Raw genomic sequence first — 25,862 nt, 5'->3', positions numbered from 1 at the left:
TAAGAGAACAAAAAAATTTAGATAAGATAAATTTCAAATCTCAAATTTCAAATCTCAAATCTATACTATGAGTGTTTTAATTATTGTTTTCCTAACGGCTGTTGCAGCATTGTTTTCAGGAGTTTTTGAGAAAGGGAAATTGGCAAGATACATCGGTATTTTTGGTCTTATCATCGCAATGATCATAAGCTACATGCCACAACCGGAATTCTTTGATCAGTACAAAGCAATGTACAACTACGGAGAGAATGCAGCATTATTTACTAAAATTAGTTTAGTAGTCACACTTTTGCTTTTCTTTTTGGGAGGTTTCGCATTCAGCAACCACAGAAGCCACCAGTCTGAACTCTATGCACTGATGCTTTTTGCTTTGTGTGGAGGGATTACCATTTTCGGATTCCAGAATTTGGTGACATTATTTATCGGGATCGAGATTTTGTCTATTCCGTTATACGTAATGGCAGGAGCCAATAAAACAGATTTAAGATCAAATGAAGCTTCCATTAAATATTTCCTGATGGGAGCGTTCGCCACAGGATTTCTCTTATTCGGTATTGCTTTCATCTACGGAAGTACAGGAAGTTTTGATTTAATGAACATTCAGGATTTCAGTATTGCATATCCGGGGAATATTATGTTTATCATCGGTGTGATTATGATTCTCTGTGCGATGTCTTTCAAAGTAGCTTTGGCACCTTTTCACATGTGGAGCCCTGACGTATATTATGGTTCACCGTCATTAATCACAGGTTTCATGGCGAGTGTGGTAAAAATTTCAGGATTCTTTGCTTTATTTAAAATGATGAGCATCGGTTTCGTGGGTGTTACACAGGAATGGATTAATATTTTAGGGGTTTTCGTAATTATCACTCTGCTTTTGGCAAACGTGATGGGACTTGCACAGACCAACGCCAAAAGAATGCTGGCCTACTCTTCCGTTTCTCACGCCGGATACATCGGTTTGGTATTCTTCGGGATGAACGCAATGTCTAACTACACTTTAGCATTCTACCTTTTTGCCTATTCACTGGCGACAGTAGGTGTATTTATGTGCCTTATTTATGTAGAAAAAATCAAAAGAGAAGCCTCTTACGAAGCATTTAAAGGTTTGGCAAAATCTGAACCTCTTTTAGCAGTAGTAACTGCAATATCTTTGCTTTCGATGGCAGGTATTCCTTTAACTGCAGGTTTCATGGGTAAATTCTCATTGTTTGCACAGGCCTTAGGAAATGATGATAATGTAGGAATTGTATTGGTAGCCGTTTTAGGTTCAGCGATCTCAATTGCTTATTATTTAAGACTGATCATTGCCATGTTCTTCTTCAAAGAAAGCACGTTTAAAACCTCAGAAAAAGTTTCAGTTACCTACAACATTGTAGCGGTTTTTGTAATTGCTTCATTAGTAGTTTTCGGTGTTTTCCCGGATCTGTTTGCAAAAGTCTTTGTATTCGTGGGATAAGAAATTGAATTTAAAATACAGAAAATGCAATCTTCGGGTTGCATTTTTTGTTTAAAATATTCAAGTAAACTGTCTGAATATTTTTACATTGAATTAAAACAACCCTGCTTGTATTCAATGTATATTTACAGTGAAGTGAAACACCACTATTTGTACTCAATGCAAGAATACACTTAGTTAAAACACCCCTGTTTGTACTTAATGAAAGAATACTTTTAGTTAAAATACGCCTATTTGCGGTTAATGTAAATTCAGATATGACAGAAAAATTCAGAATAAATCGCAATCTCAACCTCAACCTCCACCTCAACCTCAACCCCAACCTAAGCCTCAGCCTCAGCCAAAAATAAATTGACTTCCAAACGAAAATTCTCCCTATCTTTAGACCCAATTAAATTTAAATCAAAAAACAATGAAATCACTATTTCTTACGCTGATGATGGTTCTTTCTTTAGGAACATTATCTGCACAAACCACAGAAGGCCAGCTTACCTACAAAATGGAGTTCGGTAGCGATAATCCTCAGATGGCAGCAGCAATTCCTATGATGCAGGGATCTACGATGCAGCTTTACTTTATGAAAGATAAATCTGCGGCAGACGTTACTATGGGCAGCTTTATGAAAATGAAAAGCGTAATGGACACGAAGGCAGATAAAGGAATTCTTCTGATGGAAGTAATGGGGCAGAAAATTGCCAACAACATCGAATCTATCTCTAAAAAGAAAATAGATAAAGACAAAATCGGAAAGCCAGTTGCAACTTCTGAAACAAAGAAAATCTTGGGTTTCAACTGTAAAAAATACACCGTTAAAGATCCTGAAGGAAATGGTAATGACTCTGTGCTTTGGGTAACTACAGACATCAAAACAACATTAGCAGGACAGGAGCAGTTTTCAAACGGTCTCGAAGGTGTACCGTTGGAGTTTTCTACTATGCAACAGGGTATGAACGTACATTTTGAAGCTACAAACTTTGATAAAACCGTAAGCCCATCCATTTTTAACCTTACAATTCCTGAAGGTTACAAAGTAATGACTGAAGAAGAAATGGCAAGAATGGGAGGATAAATCCCGCGCTCAATTAAAATATAAATACAGTCTCCGGATTGTATTTTTTTTTGGAAACATGTGAAAACTCTCTATTTCAGACATAAAAATTTTCATTAAATTCCCTACCTTTAGCATCCCAATTATTTCATCAGTGTCAGAATTTTTTCACGAAGACAGTCCGTTTCAGGTTTTTTTATCATTCAAAAAATATTTGGATGTGCTGGAACATATTAAATATAACGACAGGCTGGAATACCGTGTAAACTACGCAAAATCTATCATCGAAAGATTCAAAAAATTTCCTGAACTGCGCGATGGTTCGCAGGATTTTACTTTACTTTCCAAACATCAGGAACTGATAAGAATGCTGCTGGCAGACCTCTTCCCTACCGGTCTTACCAACAATGAAATTAAAGCAGCAAGCATCCCGTTTACAGACATTACTTTCAATTACACAGAACGTTTCAGCAGAATACTCTCTGATGCCGGTCATGATTTTCAGCTGGAATTCAGAGATATGTCTCAGGACGAAATTTACGTGCTCTCCTGCTGCATCATCATTCAGATTTACTTTAAGAAAGATATCAAAATCACAATTCCTTTTTATTACGATATACCAGATAGAAATGGAATAACAAAACACTATAAAATCACTGTAAACTCAGATTTTTCTGAAATCGCGCCTCTTCAAGCAGATCCTTTTCCAGGTGACAAGGAAATCGAATTCCTTCTGGAAAACCTCGACGATGTAAGCCTCTGGAAAAAACACTTTCCACCTCAATCCTGGACTTTAAAGGGTTTTAATATCTTTTCACTCATAGACTGTACCACGGAAGTCGCTCTCTCTGATCTGAAATCTACCATGATACAGATAGATCCTGAAAACCCGCTGCCTAATGAAAATCTGCAGGAAATATTCAAATCATATTTTGATGTTCCACAGCTTAATTTTGGATTAATGCTCATGGATCACCAACACCAGAAGCTCGAAAAACTTCCCATCTACGAAAATGTTTTCAGCAATTATCTGCTCGATTTCTGGATCAACCTCTACGATGAAGAACTTCAGAAAACAGCTTTTCAAAACCTCAAATACAATCCTAAACCCGTTGTTATTTCAGATGTAGATCATTTTGATGATGAGATAAAAAATGCTCCGAATTTTTCTGTGCTTACCAAAAACAATATCAAAAGTTTTATGGTAATCCCGATTGTGCACGAAGGCGAAGTTTTGGCTTTAATGGAATTTACCTCAGAAATCGCCGGAAGTTTTAACGGACTTAAACTCCGCAAACTGGATTCTTTGAGCGATATTTTGGTATTTTCTCTTAACCGTTTTAAACACGAGAGGGACAATCAGATTGAGGCGATTATCCAACGGGAATACACCACCATTCATAATTCTGTCATCTGGAAATTTAGAAACGAAGCTGAAAAATATTTCAACGCGTCTCTTCAGAAAAAACTTTATACGCTTAGGGAAATAAGCTTTAAAAACCTTAGTCCGCTTTTTGGAGTTTCAGACATCAGGTCTTCCTCCGAAAAGCGTTTCCACCTGATGCTGGAAGATCTGAACGAACAGATTGAATCTCTGAATCTTCTTTTCTCAGAATCTCATTTTGACGAAAGTGAAAAATACCTTCTCGCACTCGATGTTTTCGAAAACGAACTTAATAATGATTTTAAAGCCGATACAGAACAGAGATTTCAGTATTTTTTAAGAGAAGAAATCCATCCGTATTTACAGGCACAGCTGGAGATAAAATCGCTTGAAAGTATCAAAAATTATTTTTCTAAAGTGTATTCAGTTAACAGTCTTTTCTATTCCAACCGAAGAAAACTGGATGAGTCGATCACATTAATCAACCGTAAAATAGCAGATATTTTAGATGAAAGACAGGTAAAAGCGCAGGAAATTTATCCTCATTACTTCGAAAGGTTCAAATCTGATGGTGTTGAACATAATTTATATATTGGGCAAAATCTTAATCCTACCTTAAAATACTCTGCAAAACAGCTTAATGAATTGCGGTACTGGCAACTTCAAACCATCTGTGAAATTGAGCATGAGTTTGAAAATTTCAGCAAAGAACTTCCCGTTTCTCTGGAAATTGCTTCCCTGATCTTTGTTTACAATGAAAGAATTGATATCCGTTTCCGTATGGATGAAAAAAGATTCGATGTAGACGGCGCTCATAATTCCTTTTACGAAATCATTAAAAAACGTCTTGAGAAGGCCAAAATAAAAGATTCTCAGGAAAGAATTACGTGTCCGGGGAAAATTACGATCGTCTACTTCGGTATGGAAAATCAGAAAGAATATCTGGGTTACATTTCCCGGCTTCAGAAAACCGGCATTCTGAAAAATGATGTAGAATTACTTCGCGTTGAAGATCTGCAGGGCGCTTCCGGACTTCTGGCAATGCGGGTTTCATTGGCTTAAATAGAAATCACTTTTCGAAAATCCCCTGAAATGGCAAAATCATCAGCCAAGGTGAAGCCCTGTGAATAAATACAAACGAATTAGTAGAAGCCCTGAAAGGGCAAAATCAAAACCCGTCAAACTAAATATAAAACTAACCTACAACATCATAAACGCGTACGCAAATGACAAAACAGAAATTATAATTCCCGCCATGAAAATCTGATAAGTTATCGACAGCAGTTTATATTTTCTGTCTAAAACTTTACCCAAATAATATAAATCCTTGATCATAGAATCAAAAATATAATCCCGGTCTTTGATCAGATCATGCATTGAAGTCTGAAAATCATCAAACATCATCTGATGAAAATTCCCGAAAAACAAAAGATTTACCTTTCTGTCAGCAACATCCTGCTTCGTAAAATTGGTTTTTGTGACATTCGGTTTTGTTGAGAGAATCGCAAAAATAATCGTCAGAACGCTCGACAGCAAAAGCAAAAATGTAGGAATAATCAAATGAGTATTTTTGGGAGTATCTAATTTCGGAACCAAAACTGAAAGACCAACTGAAATGATAATCGCATTTACAGAAAGTAAAATATTCGCTTTACTGTCGGCAATATCGCTCAGCCTTGTATGATTATTTAACGTAACTCTGAAGAGTGTATCGACACTGCGGTCTGATTTTTCTTCTTTTTTCTCTGGCTTTTCTTTTTTACTTTTATCCTCTTTCTCCAATTTTTTCTCGATTTTTTTTACATTTTTAAGCTTTAAAGGCTCCCAGTTTTCCTTCGCATAATCGGTAAAATACTGATGTTTATTTTTGAGGAAATCTACGTTCATTTCGTTCCATTCATCGGTTGAAAAGCACGGCCCTCCTGTGAGTTCCCATTCTTTTCTTAAAGCTTCTGCAGAATCATTATAAAAGGGGCTCGCAAAATGACTGAAATCTGCATCTTTCATAATCATTTCCGCCATATTTTGAGGCTGATGGTATTTTTCTGTGGAAAGAATCAGCTTTTCCACTTCATCAATGTACTCATCAGAGAAATTATCTTTTCTGAGAAAATCTCTCATTAAAACAGCTCCTTTTGCCTCGTGTCCTTCTGCATTGCAATCAGTAAAACCAACATCGTGAAACCACAAAGCAAGAATTATTTTCTCCCTCTCAACTTCTGAAATTTGGCTGTGTTTAATGATCTCTTCCGCTTTCTGAACAGCAAAAGAGGTGTGAATAAAATTATGGTAAAAGTAAACCGAAGATAACTTATCTTTGAATAAGCTTTCTACGTGATTTTTAGCCTTATCTAAAATATTCATTGCAGATTTTTCTTAATGTAAATGTATGAATTTATCTTGTATTAAATTTCGCAAAAACAGCCGTACACTTTCCGGCTTAATTATATCTTCTGTACTTCTCTATTCCTGTGCCACCTACAAAGTTCAGAAAGGAAAAGATTTGCAGGAAATCCCTGTTTCACAGACCAAAACTGAGAATGATTTTAAACTTTTCCTCATCGGTGATGCCGGAAACGCCAATGAAAAGCAGGCTCAGAACACTTTAAATCTGCTTAAAAACAAACTCGATTCCGCAGATAAAAATTCGATGGTGATCTTTTTGGGAGACAACATCTACCCTCTCGGAATGCCGAAAGAAGGCAGTAAAGAATATGATTCTGCCAGAGTGAAAATGGAAAATCAATTGGCTGTAACCAAAAATTTTAAAGGGAAAACACTCGTTATTCCCGGAAATCACGATTGGTACCACGGTTTGGAAGGCTTGAAGGCTCAGGAAGATTTCGTAAAAAACTATCTCAATGACAAAAAATCATTTTTACCAAAAAATTCATGCCCGATTGATGATGTTAATTTAACCAAAGACATTAAACTGATCATCATCGATTCTGAATGGGCACTGATCGACTGGGACAAATATCCCGGCATCAATAAAGGCTGTGACATCAAAACAAAGGAAGATTTTTATAAAGAATTTAAAGATTTAATCGTCAAAAATCAGGATAAAAGAATTATCGTTGCGGTGCATCATCCGATTATCAGTTCGGGAGTTCATGCCGGATTCAATTCTGCAAAATCGCATCTTTCTTCATTTCAGGGAAAACTTCCGGTTCCGGGCGTTGCCACTTTGATTAATACTTTACGAAGTTCGTCGGGAGCGAGTATGGAAGACCTCAGCAACAATCATTACGCAGAATTTGCAGGTAGAATTAAAAACATTGTTCAGGACAAAGAAAATGTGATTTTTGTTTCAGGACACGATCACAATCTTCAATACCATTCAGATAAAAATCTGAGACAGATCATCAGTGGAGCAGGCTCAAAAACAGATCCCGTTACGATCGCTTCAAAAAACGATTTTTCTTTTGGCGGTAGCGGTTTTGCTGTTTTAAATTTAAGAAAAGACCAAAGTGCTGATGTACAGTATTTTTCAACTAAAAATAATGAACTGAAAAGCCTTTCGAATATTCAGGTGAAAGAAACACCGAAAGAATTTGTCAATAATTATCCTTCAGATTTACCATCAACTTTTACAAGTACAGTTTACACTGAAAAAATGACGAAGCGTGGGAAATTTTACAGCTGGCTTTGGGGAAATCATTACAGAAGATATTATGCAACACCGATTACCAATGAGGTTGCCGATTTATCGACTTTGAACGGCGGCTACACACCTTTTCGTGAAGGTGGCGGAAATCAGTCGAACAGTTTGCGACTTCAATCTAAAGACGGACAGGAATTTGTGATGCGTGGCGTGAAGAAAAATGCCATCCGTTTTTTGAACAATCAGGGTTTTAAGAAAAACAGTTTCGGTTCTGAACTCTCTAATACTTTTCCTGAAAGATTTCTGATGGATTTTTATACCACAAGTCATCCTTTTACCGCGTTTTCAGTCAACAGTCTTGCTGATAAAATCGATCTTTTTCACAGTAATCCGAAGTTGTATTACATTCCGAAACAAAAGCAACTCGGTCAGTTTAACCAAAATTATGGTGACGAAATGTATATGATTGAAGAGCGCTTTTCTTCTGATCCAAAAACACTGGCTTCACTGGAAAACGCTACAGATATTATCTCGACAGCTGATTTAATTAAAAACCTTCAGAAAAACAGCAGTTATACTGTTGATCAGGATTTGTATATCCGTGCGAGGCTTTTTGACATGCTCATCGGCGACTGGGACAGGCACGAAGACCAATGGAAATGGGCAGAATATAAAAACGGAAAAAATGTTTTCTACAAACCTATTCCGAGAGATCACGATCAGGCGTTCAGCAATTATGACGGGACAGCTTTTAAAGTGATTATGAATATCCCGATGATTCGTCACATGAAATCTTTTAAAGATGAAATCAAAAATGTGAAGTGGATGAATATGGAACCGTACCCGTTGGATTTAATAATTCTGAAAGCCGCCAGCGAACAACAGTGGAATGAGCAGGCAGAATTTATTCAGCAAAACATTTCAGACAAAGATATTGATGAAGCTTTCAAAAACCTTCCGAAAGAAGTTCAGGATGAAACGATTGCCAATATTCAGAGAAAATTGAAAGTAAGAAAACAAGATCTTGGAAAATATGCGACAAATTATTATTTTAATTTAATTGAAAAAGTTCCTGTCGCAGGTACCGTCAACAAAGATAAATTTATAATTACAAAGGACACTGACGGTTTGGTGACTGTAAAACAATACGAACTCGACGACAAAAGTCAGAAAGAAAAACTGGTTTTCGAAAAAACCTACAACGACACTTTAACCAAAGAAATCTGGGTTTACGGATTGGAAGATGATGATATTTATGAAGTGAACGGCGATGGAAAATCTAAAATAAACATCCGCCTGATTGGTGGCTACAACCACGATATATACAGAGTTTCCAACGGAAGTAAGGTGAAAATTTATGATTTTAAATCCCAAAAAAATACCTATGAAACCAAAGGCACTTCAAAACGCCTGAGCAATGACTATGATATCAATACCTACAACTGGAAACACCCCAAATACAGCTTTTTTGCAGGCTACCCTAATGCCAATTTCAATCCTGATGACGGAGTGATTCTGGGTTTTGTGGCTAATTATACCGTCAACAATTTTATTCGTGATCCGTTTACTCAAAAGCATTCTTTCAGTGCCAATTTATACACTGCAACGGGTGGTTTTAATTTAGGATATAAAGGTATATTTAAAAAAGCTGTCGGAAGCTGGGATGCCAATGTAGATGCCTCTTACACAACGCCACATTTTGCCAGAACATTCTTTGGACTGGGCAATGAAAGTGTAAATAATGCTGATGAAGATGACAGAAACTTTAACCGCGTTCGGATTTCGCAGATCAGAATTGCTCCTTCGCTCTCTAAAACGAGCTGGCTGAATATAAAACATCAGTTCCAGCTGAATTTTGAGCATTCTGAAGTGCAGAGAAATGATGACAGAATAGTTGCTGTTTCACCAGATATCAATCCTGAAGTTTTTGGCGGACAGCAGTTTGGAGGTGCCAACTATACTTTTAGTTTTAAAAACTCAGACAGCAACTCCTTCCCAACTTTGGGTATGGAATTAATTTTAAACGCCGGCTGGAAAACAAATCTTTCGAACTTTGACCAGAATTTTGTGGCTTATCAGGGAACTTTAAATTTATTCAGAAAAATAGATAAGAAAGGAAAGTTCGTGTTTGCCAATTCTGCCAACGCCATGATTATCAACAATAATAATTTTGAATTTTATCAGGCGGCAAGCATCGGTGGAAGAAACGGATTGCGTGCTTACAGAAATGAGAGATTCTCAGGGAAATCCTACTTCGTCAACAGTGCAGAAGTCCGCTGGGATTTTGGCCGTGTGAAAAACAGCATCGTTCCTGCCAATATGGGAATTTTAGTGGGATACGATTTGGGAAGAGTATGGATGGACAATGAAATTTCAGATAAATGGCATCAAGGTGTCGGCGCCGGTTTCTGGCTTGGAATTCTGGATATGATTTCTGCCAGGGTAGATTACTTCGTCGGCTCAGATGGCGGAAGAATTTCCGGTGGCGTAGGAATGAGTTTTTAGGTTATTGAGCTTTTTGAAATTTTTGGAAGTATAATTTTAAACCTTCAAGGTTTTTGAAACCTTGAAGGTTTGTTTTTTATGAAATCACTTTAATTCAAACCTATACACATTTCCACCTTCATTTTTATCCTTTTCATCGGCAATCAGCAGGGTTTTATCATCAAGGAAAACGACCGCTTCTTTTTGTGAATTGTGGTTTAAAGATATTTTCTCAATTTTAGCTGAGTTAAAATTATCAGGTGTAAATCCGGAAAGAACGTGAATATTTTTGTGTGTCAAAAGAACAATTTGGTTTTTCGAATTAATAGAAGCAGAAGTAATCGCAGCATCGTTATAACCGCCTTCAAGTTTTAATTTTCCAATCAATTTTGCTTCAAAATCACCTTCTTTATTGGGAATTTGGAAAACTAAAAAAGTTCCGTCAAATCCTTTGCTTCGGTTTTTTGTAAAAAGATAAAAACTGCTGTCTTTTTCTACAAAAGCTTCACAATCGTACAGTAAATTAGATTTTTTTGGCGGAAATTCAGTCTGTCCTTCGTAATGAAATTTCGTAGTCTGAATTACTTGTGTAGATTTTTGTGAACTGTCTTTTAAATCTAACTTAATAATGGAAAGATTCTGTCTGTCGTTTTCATTATTCCCGAAATCACCGATGTAGATATTTCCTGTTTTATCTTTTGTAATGTCTTCCCAGTCGTTGTTGTCGGCATTTTCAACCAAAACATCTGTGATAAGATTACCTTTTAAATCTAAACCGTAGACCACATTTTTATTACCTGCGTCTTCAATTGCCCAAATGGTTTTCTGGTCTTGAGAAAGTGCAATTCCTGAAACTTCTTTGAGTTTCTTTGGAAGTGAAAATTCTGTTTTCAATTCCTGAGGCTGCACATTTTCCTGTGTTTTGGGATTGCAGCTCAATAAAAGTATAGCGAAAATATAAGTGAATTTCATGAGTGTAAATTTAATTCAATAAAGTTAGGTATTTTATTTCAACAGACTGCCTTGCTTCCTTTGCGGTGACAAAAAAAGCCTTCAAAGAAAACTTTGAAGGCTTTGGGATATTTTAATTTAAAGAATTATTCTGTAACTCTCTTTTTTCTTCCGTAGTAAGCAGCAATACCAACGGCAGCCAATACTAAAACCGGAATATAATCATCGATAGGAGCCCCTGGAGCTGAAGGAAAATCTCCCTCTGCTTTTTCTGTTGAGTTATCTTCCTGTTCTTCATAGACATATCTGTTATCACTCTGCGAAAATGCTAAACCTGATAAAAAAACTGAACTTATTATAAATATTTTTTTCATGATCTTAGTAAGTTATTTTTTTAGAGTATTCTTTACCTTCTGATTTCGCTTTGATAATATAGAAACCTTTAGAATCTAATGGAATTCTTACCAACTGAGAAGCTGGATTCATTTCCTGAATTTTTCTTCCTGAAGCATCAAATACTTCAACGCTGTCGATATTTTTGTTGTTTCTCGCATAGAAATCATTGCCATCTCTGTAGATTTCAAATGAACCTTTTTGAGCTTCTGATGTAGAAAGTGTTCCTAATAAATACACTACTTCAAATCTGTCTGCAATCTCACCTGCATTTACCGTGAAATTATAAGAAGTGTTCTGAAGGTTGGTGTAAGTTCCCAACACTTTATCATGAAGATAGATTGCCTGTCCGTTATTGAAAATTCCTGTTTTATTCACTAAAGAAATGATGTGAAGACCGCTTGTAAAATGTTTGCTACCCAAAGGCACTACATCAGTATTTACAAAATCTGCACGACCCTGAATGGCCAGTTTATTATCTGAAACTTTGCTGTAAAATGCATCTGAACCCAAAGCTAAAGCTTTCGAATCAAATCCGTCTAAAGCATTTGAGGCTCCTTCACCGTAAGTAATCGCTAAAGTATTACCTGCGGAAAACGGAGTTGTAAGTTTTAACCAGAATTTGCCTTCTGCACTACTGTTCATATTTTTATTTACGAAAGTTCCGGCAGTAGAATTTCTCATACCATTGTTAAAAACAAGGTCATTTCCATTCAAAGATTTTACAATAAATCCTTGGCCGGGATTTACCTGCGCAGGTGCATTGGTTAAATCTATATAGTTTCCTGTTCCGTTTGTTACAGTTTGCGCTGGAGCCCAGGTTCCTGAACCATTTGCATTAAAAGTTGCATATCCGTAGTTAGAAGAAGTCTGTCCGGACTGGTTTGCTACGGGTGCACTTGTATTGTCCCAGAAATAAAGCGTTGGATCAATATTACCATTATTGGCAGTAAAAAGCGCAGTAAGACTTACGTTTGAAGGATAAGGATTTCCCACTAAGTTAAATCCAAAACTTGCATTTGAAAGAGCTACGTTTACTGTACCGTTGTTAGGAGTTCCTACAAATGAAGCAGCCGTACCTGCCGGCATTTGAACAGAGTATCCTTTACCGGAGTTGTTAGTAAAAGTGGTTACAGCATCATAGTAATTTGTGGCTGTATTGTATGTAGTAACATCTGTTGGCTGTGTGGCAAATGCATTAAACATATTTTGATTCTGTACCGGTGAAGACCAGAATGCATATTTACCAGCAGCACTTGTGTAGTTTTTATTTACTTTAAATGTTCCTGAATAACTTAAAATTCCGCCTGACGCACCTGTACCTCTCTGGATAAGATTACCCCCGTTTTCTACTGTAACATCTGCAGCAGTGATTGTATTACCATCAGTAATCTCTAAAGTTCCACCGTTTTGGATGGTGATGTTTTTGGCTGTGAAAGGAGGAGTTGTTGCTGAAGTTGTATAATTACCTGTCAGTACAACATCCACAGAATTTGATGGAGCATTATTTGACCACGATGAACCGTTCCATGTTGTAGTTGTTACAACTGGAACGCTATAAGAAGTTACGTAGATATCATCAACATTCATTCTTTCAGAACCTGATGTTTTCTCAATTCTTAATCTAACATTACCTGGGATATTTAAAGTGAATTCTATGGGAGTCAATGTTGTCGCAGTTGCATTTACTACAGAACTCGTGTAGGCATTCCACGTCAAACCTCCGTCTGTCGATGCTTTTAACACCCAAGTTGTATTTACATCTGTCCCGTATTTTGCATAGTTAACCTTCACTTTTCCAACACCAGTTGTTATATCAAAATTAGTTTGAATGTAGCCCGTATTTTGAATTCTGGCAGATTTTGAACCATTTTTTTTGTCTCCTGCTGCATTTCCAAGTAATGCATCATTCATTGTCCAGCTTCCTGCCGTTGATGTGACATTACCCAATGTATAGCCGGTTTTCGTTCCATTTTCAAAATCTTCCCATGGCAGGATTGGGGTAGCAGTAACAGATACTGTAAATGAACTACTGAAAGGATTATAATTACTATCTCCTGAATTGTTTGCAGTAATTGTTGCGGTACCTACGGATCCAAATGTTAAAACATTGCCTGAAACTGAAGCTACTGCGTTGTTTGAACTACTGTAATTAATTGCCAACCCGGAAGAAGTGACTGCGGGAAGAGTGACAGCAGGATCATTGATAACAGCATTAATATCGCTATATGCCTGAACTTGATTCCCTTTTGCAATTGTTAAATTAAATGTTGCAGGATTAGAAGTTCCAATATTATTAGTAGCAGTTACAGTTACAGTAGCAGATCCTGCCACTGTTGGAGTTCCCGAAATAATTCCCGACGTGTTATCAAATGTTAAACCTGTTGGTAAACTTCCTGTCAATGTGTACGAACTGGGAAATTGACTTGCCTGCAGTTGTTGAGTAAAAAAACTTCCTACGGTTCCACTAAAATTATCTGGAGTTACAACAGGAGCCGCTGTACCACTGGCCAAAGTTCCGATTAACTTCACATCATCAATTCTCCATTCTGTAGTGTTCGTACTACGAAATCTAATTGCAGTTGCAGTAGTTGGGATAGATGATGTTGAACTTCTTAAATACCAGCCGTTTTCTCCTGTTGGTAATGCGTCCTTAGATATAGCAACATATGATGAACCATTTGTTGTATATTCAACTACTAATCCAGAACCATTCTCTGAATTAGTTCCCTTTCTAACACCGAAAGAAAGAACTAAATTAATATAAGAAGACACATTAAAGCCTCCAATAATTAAAGTTTCACCGCTACTATTAAGCATCACATGATTTGACCCAGATGCCCCCGTGTAACCTGATGAAGCTGAGGTATTTCTCAGATCTCCAGTGCCTGAGAAAACATAGTTTCCATAATTTTGAAATCCCGTGTAGCTCGATGGCGAAGGATTTCCCGTAAGAGTGGTTCCCATATTCTCTGAGAATATCGTCGTCTGCCCCCATCCCCACACAGAGAAGAGTGCCATCAAAAACGCCAGAGCTGTTTTTGGAATAAATAAATTTCTTTTCATAAAAATTAACCTTAATTTGCTGCAAAAATATACTTTTTATCAATGCAAAAACTGCATTGTAAATTACATTAACATTAATTAATTACAACGTATTAACAGCAATTTAGAATAATATCATAGAAAATACCTTTCATATATAAAATATTCACTAAGTTCTGAAAAAATTTATCATATCTAAAATAAAATTTATTCCTGCATATAGATTTATGAGAGAAAAAAACGGAACTGATAATCGCAACGCCTTTCAGCTCATTTTGCTGAAAGAAAGGTTGAAAATACTTACATCAGTTTTTTCGCTTTCTCCCAAAGCTCATCCATTTCTTCCAAATTCATATCAGCTAATTTTAAACCTGCCTCAGCTGCAAGCTCTTCCATTTTCTGGAATCTTGATATGAATTTTATATTGGTTCTTTCTAAAGCGGAATCAGGATTTAAGCCTGAAATTCTGGCATAGTTGATCATCGAGAAAAACACATCGCCCAATTCCAGTTCTTTTTTATATAAATCGGTTTCTTCATGAAATTCCTTAATTTCCTCATCCACTTTCTTCCACGCATCCTCGGCATTGTGAAATTCAAAACCAATTCCTTTTACTTTGTCCTGAATTCTGTAAGCTTTAACCAAACTAGGCAGACCTTTCGGAACACCACCCAAAATAGATTTGTTGCCTTCTTTTAATTTTAATTTTTCCCAGTTTTGTTTCACTTCTTCCTCGTCTTTCACTTCGGTATCGCCGTAAATATGAGGATGACGGAATATCAGCTTTTCATTTAAAGAATTGATAACATCAGCAATGTCAAAACTTCCTTTTTCCGAACCAATTTTAGCATAAAAAACCAAATGCAGCAAAACATCGCCGAGTTCTTTTTTTATTTCCGTTAAATCATCCTGCAAAAGCGCATCAGAAAGCTCATAAGTTTCTTCCAAAGTCAGATGACGAAGGGTCTGAAGCGTCTGTTTCTGATCCCATGGACATTTTTCACGAAGGTCATCCATTATATCTAAAAGTCTTCCGAAAGCTTCTAATTTTTCCTGTCTGGTATTCATTTTTTTGAGGTTAAGGTTAAGGCAAATTTAGTAAAACCGATTGTAAAAACTGGCTGTCGTTGCCATCAGGGACAGCGAAGCAATCTGTTGAACCTGTACAAAATAGCCTCAAATGCTTGTTGCGCTTTGCCTGCAATGACAAAAAAACCTCATCATTGCTGACGAGGTTCTGTATCAATTCAGATAAAAAATTATCCCATTTTTCTGTGTGTGCTCTTTGTAGCTGCTTTAGCTCCGGTGCTCGCCTTTACTTTTGGTGTAGCCGGTTTTTCTGCTTTTGGAGCTTTCTTGGGAGCTTCTTTTTCAACGTTGATTTCTTCAGCAGCTGCTTCGCCTTCTACAGTTTCAGGTTCTGCTTTTACGAAGCTTTCCGGCGTGATGTATCCTGCCTTGTGAAGTGTATTGTACCACTGCGCCAATTTTTTAATATCAGAGACGTACACTCTTTCTGTATCGTAATTGGGAAGAGACGCATTCATGAATTCTTTCAATTCTGCTTCTGAAGATTTGTGAGAAATGGTTTCTTTATAATCGTAGTTTTTTGCGATATTCTCAAACACTTCAAAAAGAGGAACTTCTTTATCAAAGGTAAACATTGCTATATTGTCTAAAAGACTTACCTGACTTGAATTTCCGATGCTCACTTTCTTTTTGTTTGAAACATCCTCAATAATAAAACCGTTTCTAAGCTGAGAAACCAATTTGAAAAGTCCCGGTTTACCGGAAATCGAAATTATTTTTTCTAACTGCATAATCTTGTTTTTTGTGGCAGTACAAAACCACCTTTAGCTATTTATTTTCTTTTTTTACTCTTACAATTTACTTAGGAAACCTCATTTTATAGCTGATTCCCACCTCGCCCTGAGAAATTTTCACCAGTTTCCCCTTCACCAGTTTTTTCTTTAAAGCGCTTAAATGATCAGTGAAAAGTATCCCTTCAATGTGGTCATACTCATGCTGAATTACGCGGGCTCTAATATCGGAAAAAGTTTCTGTATGTTTAACGAAATTTTCGTCATAATATTCAATCAGAATATTGCTTCTTCTCTTCACATCTTCCCGCACGTCCGGAATCGAAAGACATCCTTCATTAAATTTCCATTCTTCACCAGATTCTTCAAGAATAGTGGCATTGATGAAAACTTTTTTAAAATCTTTCAGCTCGTGAGCAATATCTTCATAATCTTCATCATCGGCCAAAGGCGAAACATCCACCATGAAAAGCCTGATATCCAGACCGATCTGTGGCGCTGCGAGACCGATTCCGTTGGCACTGTACATGGTTTCAAACATGTTATCAATCAACTCCTGCAGCCCCGGATAATCTTTGTCTATATCCTTCGCTACCTTCCTCAAAACCGGATCTCCGAATGCTCTTATGGGTAAAATCATCTTCTTTTTTGTTCTAAAAAATTCTGCAATATGATCGTTGCACTTACTTTGTCTATCAATCCTTTCTGCTCCCGCTGCTTTTTATTTTTTCCACTTTGGGAAATGAAAAACGAAGCCATTTTTGAAGTGAATCTTTCGTCTAAACGGTAAACTTCCACCTCCGGAAATTCTTTTTTAAACTTTTCAATAAAAACCAGAATATGGGTTTCTATCTCAGAAATATTTCCCTTTAAATCTGTGGGCAAACCCACAACAATCGCTTCTACTTTGTTCTCTGAGAAATATTTTTTAAAAAATTCCATCAGTGAAGCTGTAGGTACGGTATCCAGACCGCTTGCAATAATCTGCATATCGTCTGTGGCAGCAATACCACATCTCGCTTTTCCATAGTCAACAGCCAGGATTTGTTTCATGTGCAGATGTATTTGTTTCTTATGAATCCCCGGTCATCCTTTATACACTCATCTTCTGATTTTGAAAAGGCCTGTTTCATAAGACTGCAAATTTAAGAAATTTTACTCATTTTATTCTAAACACAGTTTTTTTTATGAATATTGATATTTTCCGTGATTTTTTTTATAAATTTAATTTTCCAAACCTCTCATTATGAAGCAACTCATCTTAGTACGGCACGCAAAAAGCGACTGGCCGGAAGAAACAGAAGATTTCGACAGACCGCTCGCCACCAAAGGTTTAGAAGACGCCGTGAAGATGTCCCAATACCTGAAAAACAACAATATCAACATTGATTACCTTCTTTCAAGTCCTGCAGTAAGGGCTTTGAATACCTGCGAGATATTCAATCAAACTTATCAGCTGACAATAGGAACTGATCAGAATCTTTATAATCCAAAAGAAAGAAATTTCGAATCTGCTATTTATACTTTGGATGATTCTCTGAATTCTGTTGCCGTTTTCTCGCACAACAACGGGATTTCCAATTTTGCAAATTCTATTTCCGAGGATATTTATCATTTCCCTACCTGTGGCGTTGCCGGATTTCAGATTGAATGTGATTCCTGGTCGCAGTTCGAGGGAGCCAGAAAAAAGCTGCTTTTCTTTTATGAACCTAAACAGATTAAAATGTAAAAATCTATATTCTGAAACCAAAATGCCTTTCTATTTTGACGGGTATTTTTAATTCCCCTCCTTTGGAAATCGAGGCGCGAGATTCTCCGAAGCAAAAATAAAATAATGAGGCACTGGTGGCGAAAAATCTTCGATTTTTTGACGGGGTGGTTACACGCGTAAATTTAAATTTCGGCTAAAGCCAATTCACAGCGCTAACAAATCAGGCGGGCTGAAGCCCACCCCTATTGATAAAAACTTCACGCAACATTAATCAGATATGAAGAAATAACAATTTTATTCAAAAATTCTGTGAAAGGACAAATAGCTATGATTTAATTAAACAGAACTCTGTGAAAGAACAAACACTCTTGTTTTAATTAGAACAAATCTATGAGAATACAAACACCATCGTTTTAAGTCAAAAAGAAATCTTTGAAAAGATTAACATTCCTGATTTTAGTAAAACAGAATTTTTGTCAGACATCTACAAAAAAAGCGCATCAACTTTTAAAATGACACGCTTTAGAATATTTTTAATTTAAAAGATTTATTTCCTCTTCAAATCCAGATCATCAAAGTCAAAACTAAAATCTGTGATGTCTGAAATTGCCTTCATTTTCGCAGATTCTGCTTTTCCGCTTTCGTCGTAACTGAAAATAATAAATGCATCTGCGTCATAACTTCTGTCATCCCACTTAACGATAAAAGTATTGTTGGAATACGGAAGTAACTCGCCCTTCAGTCTTGGTGAATTTTTGCAGTTCAGTCTGTAAGTATTACCTTCTTTAGTAATATTCACATCTCCAAACCAAATGTCATTGTAAGTTCCTGTGAACTGTTCCGCTTTTGGCTGAAGGTTTTTGTCTTTTTTAAATGCTTCTGATTTTGCAAACGCCTCTTTTTTCTGCTTATCAAAAGATTCTTCCATTTTTTTCATTCTGTCGCCGTAGGTTTTCAGCCAGTTTCTGTCGGCTACACCAAGGTAAGAATCTTTTACCGTGTTGGTTATAGTATTGAAAGCTGCACCTGACTGCTGATTCGTCAACACCACAATTCCCAGTTTCATATCCGGAATCAAAGTAAACTGAGTCACCGTTCCGATTAATCCACCTGTGTGCTGAACCTGTTTGTGACCTTTTACATCACTTAAAAACCATCCCAGTCCATAGCCGTAGAAACCTGTGTCGTAAGGATTTTTCAAAGCCGCGCCACTGGAGATCTGAAGATTCCAAAGCTGCATGATGTTTTTATCTGAAACCAGTTTTTTACCGTCTTTGGTGGTGAAATTATTCATCAGACATTCTGCCCACGTCGTCATGTCTTTGATGTTGCTCATAATTCCGCCGGCTGCGTTGGCAGTTTCGTTCCAGTCGTGTGGCACAGCGATGGCTTTTCCGTCAACGGGAGCGTGAGCATCGATTTTATTGGCAACGGCTTTTGCTCTGTTGTAGCTTCCGAAACTTGAAGTCATGCCCACAGGTTTCAGAATTTTCTGCTCAATAAATTCTGCCCAGCTCAGTCCCGAAATTCTTGTAATTACTTCTCCGGCAACAATGAACATCACATTATTGTAATCCAAAGTAGTCCTGAAAGGATTTTCAGGCTTTAAATATCTTACGTTATGTACAATATCTTTTACGCTTAAATTTCCGCCTTCGGGAAAGAACATCAAATCTCCCTGTCCGAGACCCAAGCCGGCTCTGTGCGTTACCAGATCTTTGATGGTTACATTTTGAGAAACATAAGAATCATACATCTGAAATTCAGGGATATATTTTGAAACTTTATCGTCCCAATCCAATTTTCCTTCATCTGCTAAAATTGCGAGAGCCGTGCACGTAAATCCTTTCGAGTTGGAAGCAATTCCCACCAAAGTATTGTCATCCATCGGCTGTTTTGAGGTCAATGAACGGACACCAAAACCTTTGGAATAAATAACTTTTCCATCTTTGATCACTCCGACAGACATTCCCGGAACGTCGAATGTTTTTAAAGTATTCTGAATCAATTCATCAAGTTTTTTTTCTTCAACCTGGGCATTCGCAATGCCTACCGTCAACAGAAAAAGGAAAAAAGAAAGTTTCTTTTTCATATGTAAATATTTATTTTTTTGAAGGTCATATGGAATCGCCAGAATCTAATTTTGCTTATTACAGATATAATCAAATATGGCGAATTCATAAGTTTTAAATTTCACCAAATTTAAACATTTCGGGATTATTGAGTAAATTTGTGGCTGATTTAATATCTGCAAAAATCCAGACCGATTATTGAACAGTATTTTTGAAGCTTTGCTTTATATAATTTTATAAAAAAAATAAAGCTCAGGCTTTTTTGAACTTTAAAATGCTTTCGCAAAATAAAATCTTCTGTGACTTTTGTGGTAAATGAAAACTCAATGACCAAAATCCTTCTCCTATCCGATTCTCATTCCTATATTGATGACAGAATTTTAGAATATGCTTCGCAGGCTGATGAAATCTGGCATTGTGGAGATTTCGGGAGTTTTGAAATCATTGAAAAGCTTGAAAAAATAAAACAATTGAAAGGCGTTTGGGGAAATATTGACGGAGCAAAAATCCGTTCAGAATTCCCTGAAGTGAATCGTTTTTTTTGTGAAAATGTGGAAGTTTTGATGATTCACATTGGTGGTTATCCCGGAAAATACACACCGTTGGCGAATAAAGAAATTTCTGAAAAAGCTCCGAAACTGTTTATTTCAGGGCATTCTCATATTCTGAAAGCGATGTTTGATCAAAAAAACAATCTTCTGCATCTGAATCCCGGAGCTTGCGGAAAACAGGGTTGGCATAAAATGAGAACGATGATGCGGTTTGTAATAGATGGCGAAGAAATAAAGGATTTGGAAGTGATAGAATTGGGAGCGAAGATTTGAGATTCGGGATTCGGGATTCGGGATTCGGAGTTCGGAGTTCGGAGTTCGGAGTTCGGGAGTAAACCTAACGGGTTTTGGGGAAATTGTTGTAACTAGCCCTGATTGCAGCGGTCACCCCGCAACTGGCGATGGCAAAAGCGGTGGCGTGAGGAGTATGAGCGGAAAGCAGGTTCCCGGCTCCTGAAAAAAAATAAAAAAATAAAGAAACGGATGGCTTCGTTTCACTCGCAATACAATGAAAATAGGAGAAAAAGTTTCAGTTTTGGATGAAGATTTGGGTGGAGTTGTCACTTCGGTCAATGGAAATACGGTGGTTTTTAAAGACGAATATGGTTTTACTTACCAATACCCGAAAGAAAAACTGGTTCCGAAAAATGCTGAAATCTATGAAAATATTAAAATCGTAAAGAAGGCTGAACCAAAAAAAACAGTTTCCAAAAAACACGATAAAAATCCGATGATTCTGGATCTTCATTTTGAAAATTTAGTTAAAAATCCTAATGACTACAATAGTTTTGAGCGGTTGTTTCTTCAAAAAGAAAAGCTGATTCAGACAATCAATTTTTGTAGAAAAAATCATCTTAAAAGACTTGAAATCGTACACGGAATCGGCGACGGAACTTTACAGAGAATGGTTTTGGATGTGCTTGAAAGCCAAACCAATCTTGATTTTTACAACAAAGAAATACTTCATCATCAATCGGGTGCGGTAATGGTAGATTTTCACTAAATTTGCAGGAATTGACTTATGAACGTACTACATTTACTTTTCACAAAAGATGGACTGATCTACCAGATTGCTAAAAATAAAAGCATTGTAGAAGAAAAATCTTATTTCTCTGACGAAGAACCGCCGGAAAACTTTTTACTTGACGCACTTGATGAGGTTTTACTCAAACAGAGATTCGAAGAAGTGCACGTGGTTTCTGCTTTAAACAGCTTTACACTCATGCCGGAAGGTTTTTCTGATCACGAATCGGGTTTTGACCTGATAGCCTTCAACACACCTGTAAATAAGGAAAATGAAGAATTGATGCTGTCTGTAAACCGCAAGTTTAATGTGCAGTTTTACTATACTTTTCCAAAAGAATATTATCAGAAAATCAAGGCTTTGTCAATTCCGGTTTTCTTTAATTTTTCAGGTGAAAAGTTTTTAAATACTATCAGTTTTAAAAACAATAAAGAGATTCACATTAATCTGTATCACAATCAGTGTGAGTTTTTTGCGATTGATGATAAAAAGGTGATTCTTTATAATAATTTAGACGTTAATTCTGAAGTTGATTTTCTTTATTTTGTGATGTTTACTTTAAGCAAAATCGGTTTTGGAATTAATGAAACCAAATTTTTCGCTTACGGAGAGACGACAGAAAATGAGACTTTTATTTCGGAACTTCAGAAGTTTGTGAAGAATCTGAAGATTGTTTTTGATAATCTTCCAAGTAAGAATTTTATTTTGAATTAGGCTGGATGATGTCTTGAAATTATTTTTGAACACGAAGCTCACAAAGTAATTATATTATCAACTGTTTTAAATTTCACCAAGCCGTTTCACTTGCAAAAGCACGCAATGTTTTGGATTTTCAGTAGTATCGTTTTAATTAAATCATCGATCATCCAACACCTAACATCTAACACCCCACATTTATGTACAGAATAATTTCCGGTAAGTGGAAAGCAAAAAAAATAGCCGCTCCCAGACATTTTGATGTAAGACCTACAACAGATTTTGCCAAGGAGGCACTCTTCAGTATTTTGGAAAATACTTACGACATGCAGTCGATTTCCGTTCTTGATCTTTTCGCAGGAATCGGTTCCATCAGTCTTGAATTTGCTTCGAGAGGCTGTCAGGATGTAACTTCTGTGGAAATGAATCCGAAGCACACATCGTTCATCAACTCAACTGCTTCGGAATTGGATATGAGTCTGCAAATCAGCACACAGCGAGGCGATGTCTACGACTGGCTGAAGAAATTCAGAAACAATAAGTCTTATGAAATTGTTTTTGCTGATGCACCTTTTGAAACTGAAGAAAAAAAGTATCATGAGCTGCTATCTTTAGTTTTAAAAAATAAATATCTGAAACCTAACGGAGTTTTGATTGTAGAACATCAAAGCCGATTAAAGCTTGATCATCCGAATTTTAAGTTTACAAGAAAATACGGAAATGTAAGCTTCAGTTTTTATGAACCTACTGCAGAAGTTGAAGAAGAAATAAGCAATCAGGAAAATTAATTCCTGATTTTTTTTGGTCAATTTTCTAAAGTCAGACTTAAAATGTAAATTTATATTGATTAAAATTTTAAAACCAATTCAAAATGAGTTTTCTGCAAAAAATGAAAGACCGGTACACGGTGAAAAAATACAATGCTGAAGGAGAAATCAGTGCTGAACAAATTGAGGAATTAAAGGAAATCCTTACACTTAGTCCGTCCTCCATCAACAGTCAGCCCTGGAATTTTGTTTTTGTGACGGACAAGGAAGTTAAAGAACAGCTGTCGGAAGTTTCTTTTCACAACACCTCTAAGGTGATTGAAAGCAAGTTGGTTATTGTTTTTCAGGTTTTAAAATCTGTTGAAGATTTTGAGACTCAAATCAATGAAAACCTTCCGGAAATGGCTGTTAATTATTATAAAAACATGGTTGAGCCGAATGGCGAAGCATACGTTAAAAACTGGATGGCAAAGCAGGTATACATTTCATTGGGAATTCTTCTTGCCGCCTGCGCCGAAATGGGAATCGACTGTACTCCGATGGAAGGCATTAAATCTGCCGAATATGACGAAATTCTGCAAAATGAAAAATACCAAAGTCTTTTTGCTGTAGCAATTGGCGAAAAATCTGAGGCAGATACCAACCAGCCGATTCACACACCAAAACGCAGACTCGAAAGCCACAAAGTCATTTTAGAAAGATAAAAATAAAGCTGTTTCAGAATTTGAAACAGCTTTTTGATTTATAATACTTTCAGCTCAAGATCGATGGTTTTTCCAAAGAATTTTTTAGATATTTTCTCAAAATTTTTGGTAAGATCCGAAAGGTAAAAATGATAATTGGGTTTTGAATTGTTGTTGTTCAGCAAATGGTATTTATCTAAAATAATCTTCAGATGACTCGCAACAATATTTGGAGAATCTATTACTCTTACGCGGTTTCCGTAATACTGTTTGATCTCGTCAATCAGAAGCGGATAATGCGTGCAGCCTAAAATCAGTGTCTCGATATTTTTCAGCTTGGCATTGCTCAGATAATTGTAAATGATGGAATGCGTAATCGGATGATTCTTAAAACCCTCTTCAATCGCAGGAACCAAAAGTGGTGTTGCCAACTCGTCTACTTTGATCCATTTATTGTGTTTTTTGATGCTTTTTCTGTAGAGTCCTGAATTGACGGTTGCTTTGGTCGCAATTACACCGACGTTGTTATGAATTTCGTACGAAACCTTTTCTGCCACGGGATTAATCACATCAATTACAGGCACATGATCAGCAACCAGATCAAGAACTTCCTTCAGCGCATTTGCCGTTGCCGAATTACATGCAATGACGATAGCTTTACAGTTTTTCTCAAGCAGAAAATTCGTTATTTTTTCGCAGTAGCCTACAATGGCTTCCTTTGATTTTTCCCCGTACGGAAGGTGTTTTGTATCGCCGTAATAAATCAGATCTTCGTTGGGAAGAAGGCGTTTGATTTCTTTGGCAACCGTCAGTCCGCCAACGCCACTGTCAAAAATACCGATGGGCTGCTTCGCGGAAAGATGAGAATAATCGTGTTTTTTAGTTTTCAAAACTGATTAAATTTAGTGCAAAAATAAGGAAATTGTTGGATGCTGGATGCTGGATGCTTGAAGTTTTTCACAAGCACAATCTTCCATCGTCAGACTTCGGACATCAGAACTAAACTATAAACAAATCCGCAGCAATTCCATCGGCCATAAACCAATGTTTTTCAGGAATTTTGAGATGATTGTTTTCAACGATTAAAGTTCCTTCTTCTAATTTTAATTTAGATTCATATTGAAAATGTTCCAGAACTTCATCATTGAATTTTTCCTTTAAAACGGATAGGTCTACACCCCAAGTTGTTCTGAGGCCGATCATAATCATTTCATTGAACTGATCTTTTTGAGAAAGAATTTCAGTTTCTTTAGGCAGAATTCCCGAGTTTATCTCGTCTGTATACTTTTTATTGTTGGCGACATTCCAACTTCTAACCTCATTTCCGTTGTACGAGTGTGCTGAAGGGCCGATACCAAGATACTCACAGGATTTCCAGTAGGCAGAATTGTGTTTTGAATGAAAACAAGGTTTACCGAAGTTTGAAATTTCATAATGATCAAAACCATGATCTTTCAGAAAATCTTTCATGTAGAAAAACTCGCGGTTTTGTTCGGCTTCTTTTGGGGATTTTACTTTTCCATTGGCAATCCAGTTCTCCAAAGCTGTTTTGGGTTCCACTGTAAGAGCATAAGAAGAAATGTGCGGAACTTCGAGAGCGATGGTTTTGTTTAAATTTTCCTTCCAGATTTCCATATTGGAAGTTGGCGAACCGTAAATTAAATCGATACTGATATTTTCAAACCCAAAATCCTGAGCTCTTTTTATCGAACTTTCAGCTTCTGAAGCCGAGTGTGCGCGATTCATTAATTTTAAATCTTCCTCAAAAAAACTCTGAGTTCCAATGGAGAGTCTGTTGATGGTAGAAGTGGCAATTCCTTTCAAAAAATTTTTATCTAAATCATCCGGATTGGCTTCCAAAGTTATTTCAATATCAGCATTAAAACTGAAATATTTCAGAATCTCATCCATCAAAGCCTTGATTTCGTCTGAAGAAAGTATTGAAGGTGTGCCGCCACCGAAGTAAAGTGAGTTTAGTTTTTTATTTTGAAGTTCATCTTTACGAAGAAAAATTTCATTTTTTATTGCCGAAATCATTTCATCTTTAAAATTTAATGAAGTTGAAAAATGAAAATTGCAGTAGCTGCATTTCTGTTTGCAAAAAGGAATGTGAATGTAGATCATAAAAAAAGCTCTGAAAATTTCAGAGCTCAAATTTATTCAAATTAAA

General features: G+C 36.6%; 21 protein-coding genes. 10 read left to right on the top strand and 11 right to left on the bottom strand.

Features of this window, described 5'->3' with window-relative positions:
- The first annotated feature begins 67 nt into the window (after positions 1-67).
- From ASG31_RS15775 to ASG31_RS15765, 3 genes are all read left to right on the top strand, one after another.
- Positions 68-1,459, top strand: a complete 1,392-nt coding sequence (locus tag ASG31_RS15775; RefSeq protein WP_056034927.1) for an NADH-quinone oxidoreductase subunit N — start codon at positions 68-70, stop codon at positions 1,457-1,459.
- Between the two features lie 412 nt (positions 1,460-1,871).
- Complete coding sequence (locus tag ASG31_RS15770; protein ID WP_131725572.1) at positions 1,872-2,528, top strand: hypothetical protein; 657 nt, start codon at positions 1,872-1,874, stop codon at positions 2,526-2,528.
- A 133-nt stretch (positions 2,529-2,661) separates the two neighbouring features.
- Entirely contained in the window at positions 2,662-4,953 is a 2,292-nt protein-coding gene (locus ASG31_RS15765) for a GAF domain-containing protein (protein ID WP_056034922.1), read from the top strand.
- A 138-nt stretch (positions 4,954-5,091) separates the two neighbouring features.
- Here ASG31_RS15765 and ASG31_RS15760 read toward each other — a convergent pair whose 3' ends face one another.
- Positions 5,092-6,255, bottom strand: coding sequence for a Pycsar system effector family protein (locus ASG31_RS15760; protein ID WP_056034920.1), 1,164 nt, complete (start codon positions 6,253-6,255; stop codon positions 5,092-5,094).
- 25 nt (positions 6,256-6,280) lie between these two features.
- Between ASG31_RS15760 and ASG31_RS15755 the strand changes: the two genes are divergently transcribed.
- Complete coding sequence (locus ASG31_RS15755; protein ID WP_056034918.1) at positions 6,281-10,000, top strand: metallophosphoesterase; 3,720 nt, start codon at positions 6,281-6,283, stop codon at positions 9,998-10,000.
- Positions 10,001-10,084: 84 nt separating this feature from the next.
- Here the strand turns inward: ASG31_RS15755 and ASG31_RS15750 are convergent, their stop codons facing one another.
- The 7 genes from ASG31_RS15750 to ruvX form a co-directional block, all read right to left on the bottom strand.
- Positions 10,085-10,951, bottom strand: coding sequence for a hypothetical protein (locus ASG31_RS15750; protein WP_056034915.1), 867 nt, complete (start codon positions 10,949-10,951; stop codon positions 10,085-10,087).
- A 125-nt stretch (positions 10,952-11,076) separates the two neighbouring features.
- Positions 11,077-11,304 (bottom strand): hypothetical protein, encoded by a 228-nt coding sequence (locus ASG31_RS15745; RefSeq protein WP_056034912.1) that lies wholly within the window; start codon positions 11,302-11,304, stop codon positions 11,077-11,079.
- Positions 11,305-11,308: 4 nt separating this feature from the next.
- Positions 11,309-14,389 carry a putative Ig domain-containing protein gene (locus tag ASG31_RS15740; protein WP_056034910.1) on the bottom strand — a complete coding sequence of 1,027 codons (3,081 nt, stop codon included), beginning with the start codon at positions 14,387-14,389 and terminating at the stop codon, positions 11,309-11,311.
- A gap of 279 nt (positions 14,390-14,668) precedes the next feature.
- Positions 14,669-15,436: a nucleoside triphosphate pyrophosphohydrolase gene (gene mazG / locus ASG31_RS15735; protein ID WP_056034907.1), complete on the bottom strand. Its 768-nt coding sequence runs from the start codon at positions 15,434-15,436 to the stop codon at positions 14,669-14,671.
- 191 nt (positions 15,437-15,627) lie between these two features.
- On the bottom strand, positions 15,628-16,188 hold the full coding sequence (locus ASG31_RS15730) for a DUF5606 domain-containing protein (RefSeq protein WP_056034904.1): 561 nt from the start codon (positions 16,186-16,188) through the stop codon (positions 15,628-15,630).
- 67 nt (positions 16,189-16,255) lie between these two features.
- Complete coding sequence (gene def, locus ASG31_RS15725; RefSeq protein WP_056034900.1) at positions 16,256-16,828, bottom strand: peptide deformylase; 573 nt, start codon at positions 16,826-16,828, stop codon at positions 16,256-16,258.
- On the bottom strand, positions 16,825-17,241 hold the full coding sequence (gene ruvX, locus ASG31_RS15720) for a Holliday junction resolvase RuvX (protein ID WP_056034898.1): 417 nt from the start codon (positions 17,239-17,241) through the stop codon (positions 16,825-16,827). The genes def and ruvX overlap by 4 nt, the downstream gene beginning before the upstream one ends.
- Positions 17,242-17,434: 193 nt before the next feature.
- On the opposite strand from ruvX, the gene ASG31_RS15715 reads away from it, so the two are divergent.
- Positions 17,435-17,917, top strand: coding sequence for a SixA phosphatase family protein (locus ASG31_RS15715; protein ID WP_056034895.1), 483 nt, complete (start codon positions 17,435-17,437; stop codon positions 17,915-17,917).
- A 529-nt stretch (positions 17,918-18,446) separates the two neighbouring features.
- On the opposite strand, the gene ASG31_RS15710 is transcribed toward ASG31_RS15715, so the two are convergent.
- A complete protein-coding gene (locus ASG31_RS15710; protein ID WP_056034892.1) occupies positions 18,447-19,991 on the bottom strand; it encodes a serine hydrolase in 1,545 nt (514 codons plus the stop codon).
- 306 nt (positions 19,992-20,297) lie between these two features.
- On the opposite strand from ASG31_RS15710, the gene ASG31_RS15705 reads away from it, so the two are divergent.
- From ASG31_RS15705 to ASG31_RS15685, 5 genes are all read left to right on the top strand, one after another.
- Positions 20,298-20,795 (top strand): metallophosphoesterase family protein, encoded by a 498-nt coding sequence (locus ASG31_RS15705; protein ID WP_056034889.1) that lies wholly within the window; start codon positions 20,298-20,300, stop codon positions 20,793-20,795.
- Between the two features lie 235 nt (positions 20,796-21,030).
- Positions 21,031-21,525, top strand: coding sequence for a Smr/MutS family protein (locus ASG31_RS15700; protein WP_056034885.1), 495 nt, complete (start codon positions 21,031-21,033; stop codon positions 21,523-21,525).
- 18 nt (positions 21,526-21,543) lie between these two features.
- On the top strand, positions 21,544-22,260 hold the full coding sequence (locus ASG31_RS15695; protein WP_056034882.1) for a DUF3822 family protein: 717 nt from the start codon (positions 21,544-21,546) through the stop codon (positions 22,258-22,260).
- Between the two features lie 182 nt (positions 22,261-22,442).
- Positions 22,443-23,030, top strand: coding sequence for a 16S rRNA (guanine(966)-N(2))-methyltransferase RsmD (rsmD, locus tag ASG31_RS15690; protein WP_056034879.1), 588 nt, complete (start codon positions 22,443-22,445; stop codon positions 23,028-23,030).
- A gap of 83 nt (positions 23,031-23,113) precedes the next feature.
- Positions 23,114-23,713 carry a nitroreductase family protein gene (locus tag ASG31_RS15685; protein ID WP_056034877.1) on the top strand — a complete coding sequence of 200 codons (600 nt, stop codon included), beginning with the start codon at positions 23,114-23,116 and terminating at the stop codon, positions 23,711-23,713.
- A 38-nt stretch (positions 23,714-23,751) separates the two neighbouring features.
- On the opposite strand, the gene murI is transcribed toward ASG31_RS15685, so the two are convergent.
- Together murI and hemW are read right to left on the bottom strand one after the other, a co-directional pair.
- Positions 23,752-24,582: a glutamate racemase gene (murI, locus tag ASG31_RS15680; protein WP_056034874.1), complete on the bottom strand. Its 831-nt coding sequence runs from the start codon at positions 24,580-24,582 to the stop codon at positions 23,752-23,754.
- 109 nt (positions 24,583-24,691) lie between these two features.
- Positions 24,692-25,816, bottom strand: coding sequence for a radical SAM family heme chaperone HemW (gene hemW / locus ASG31_RS15675; RefSeq protein WP_082504614.1), 1,125 nt, complete (start codon positions 25,814-25,816; stop codon positions 24,692-24,694).
- Positions 25,817-25,862 lie beyond the last annotated feature (46 nt).

This window comes from Chryseobacterium sp. Leaf404 (genome assembly GCF_001424145.1).
GTDB lineage: Bacteria > Bacteroidota > Bacteroidia > Flavobacteriales > Weeksellaceae > Chryseobacterium.
The sequence above is the reverse complement of the archived record's forward strand: the minus strand, read 5'-3'. Positions and strand labels throughout refer to the sequence as shown.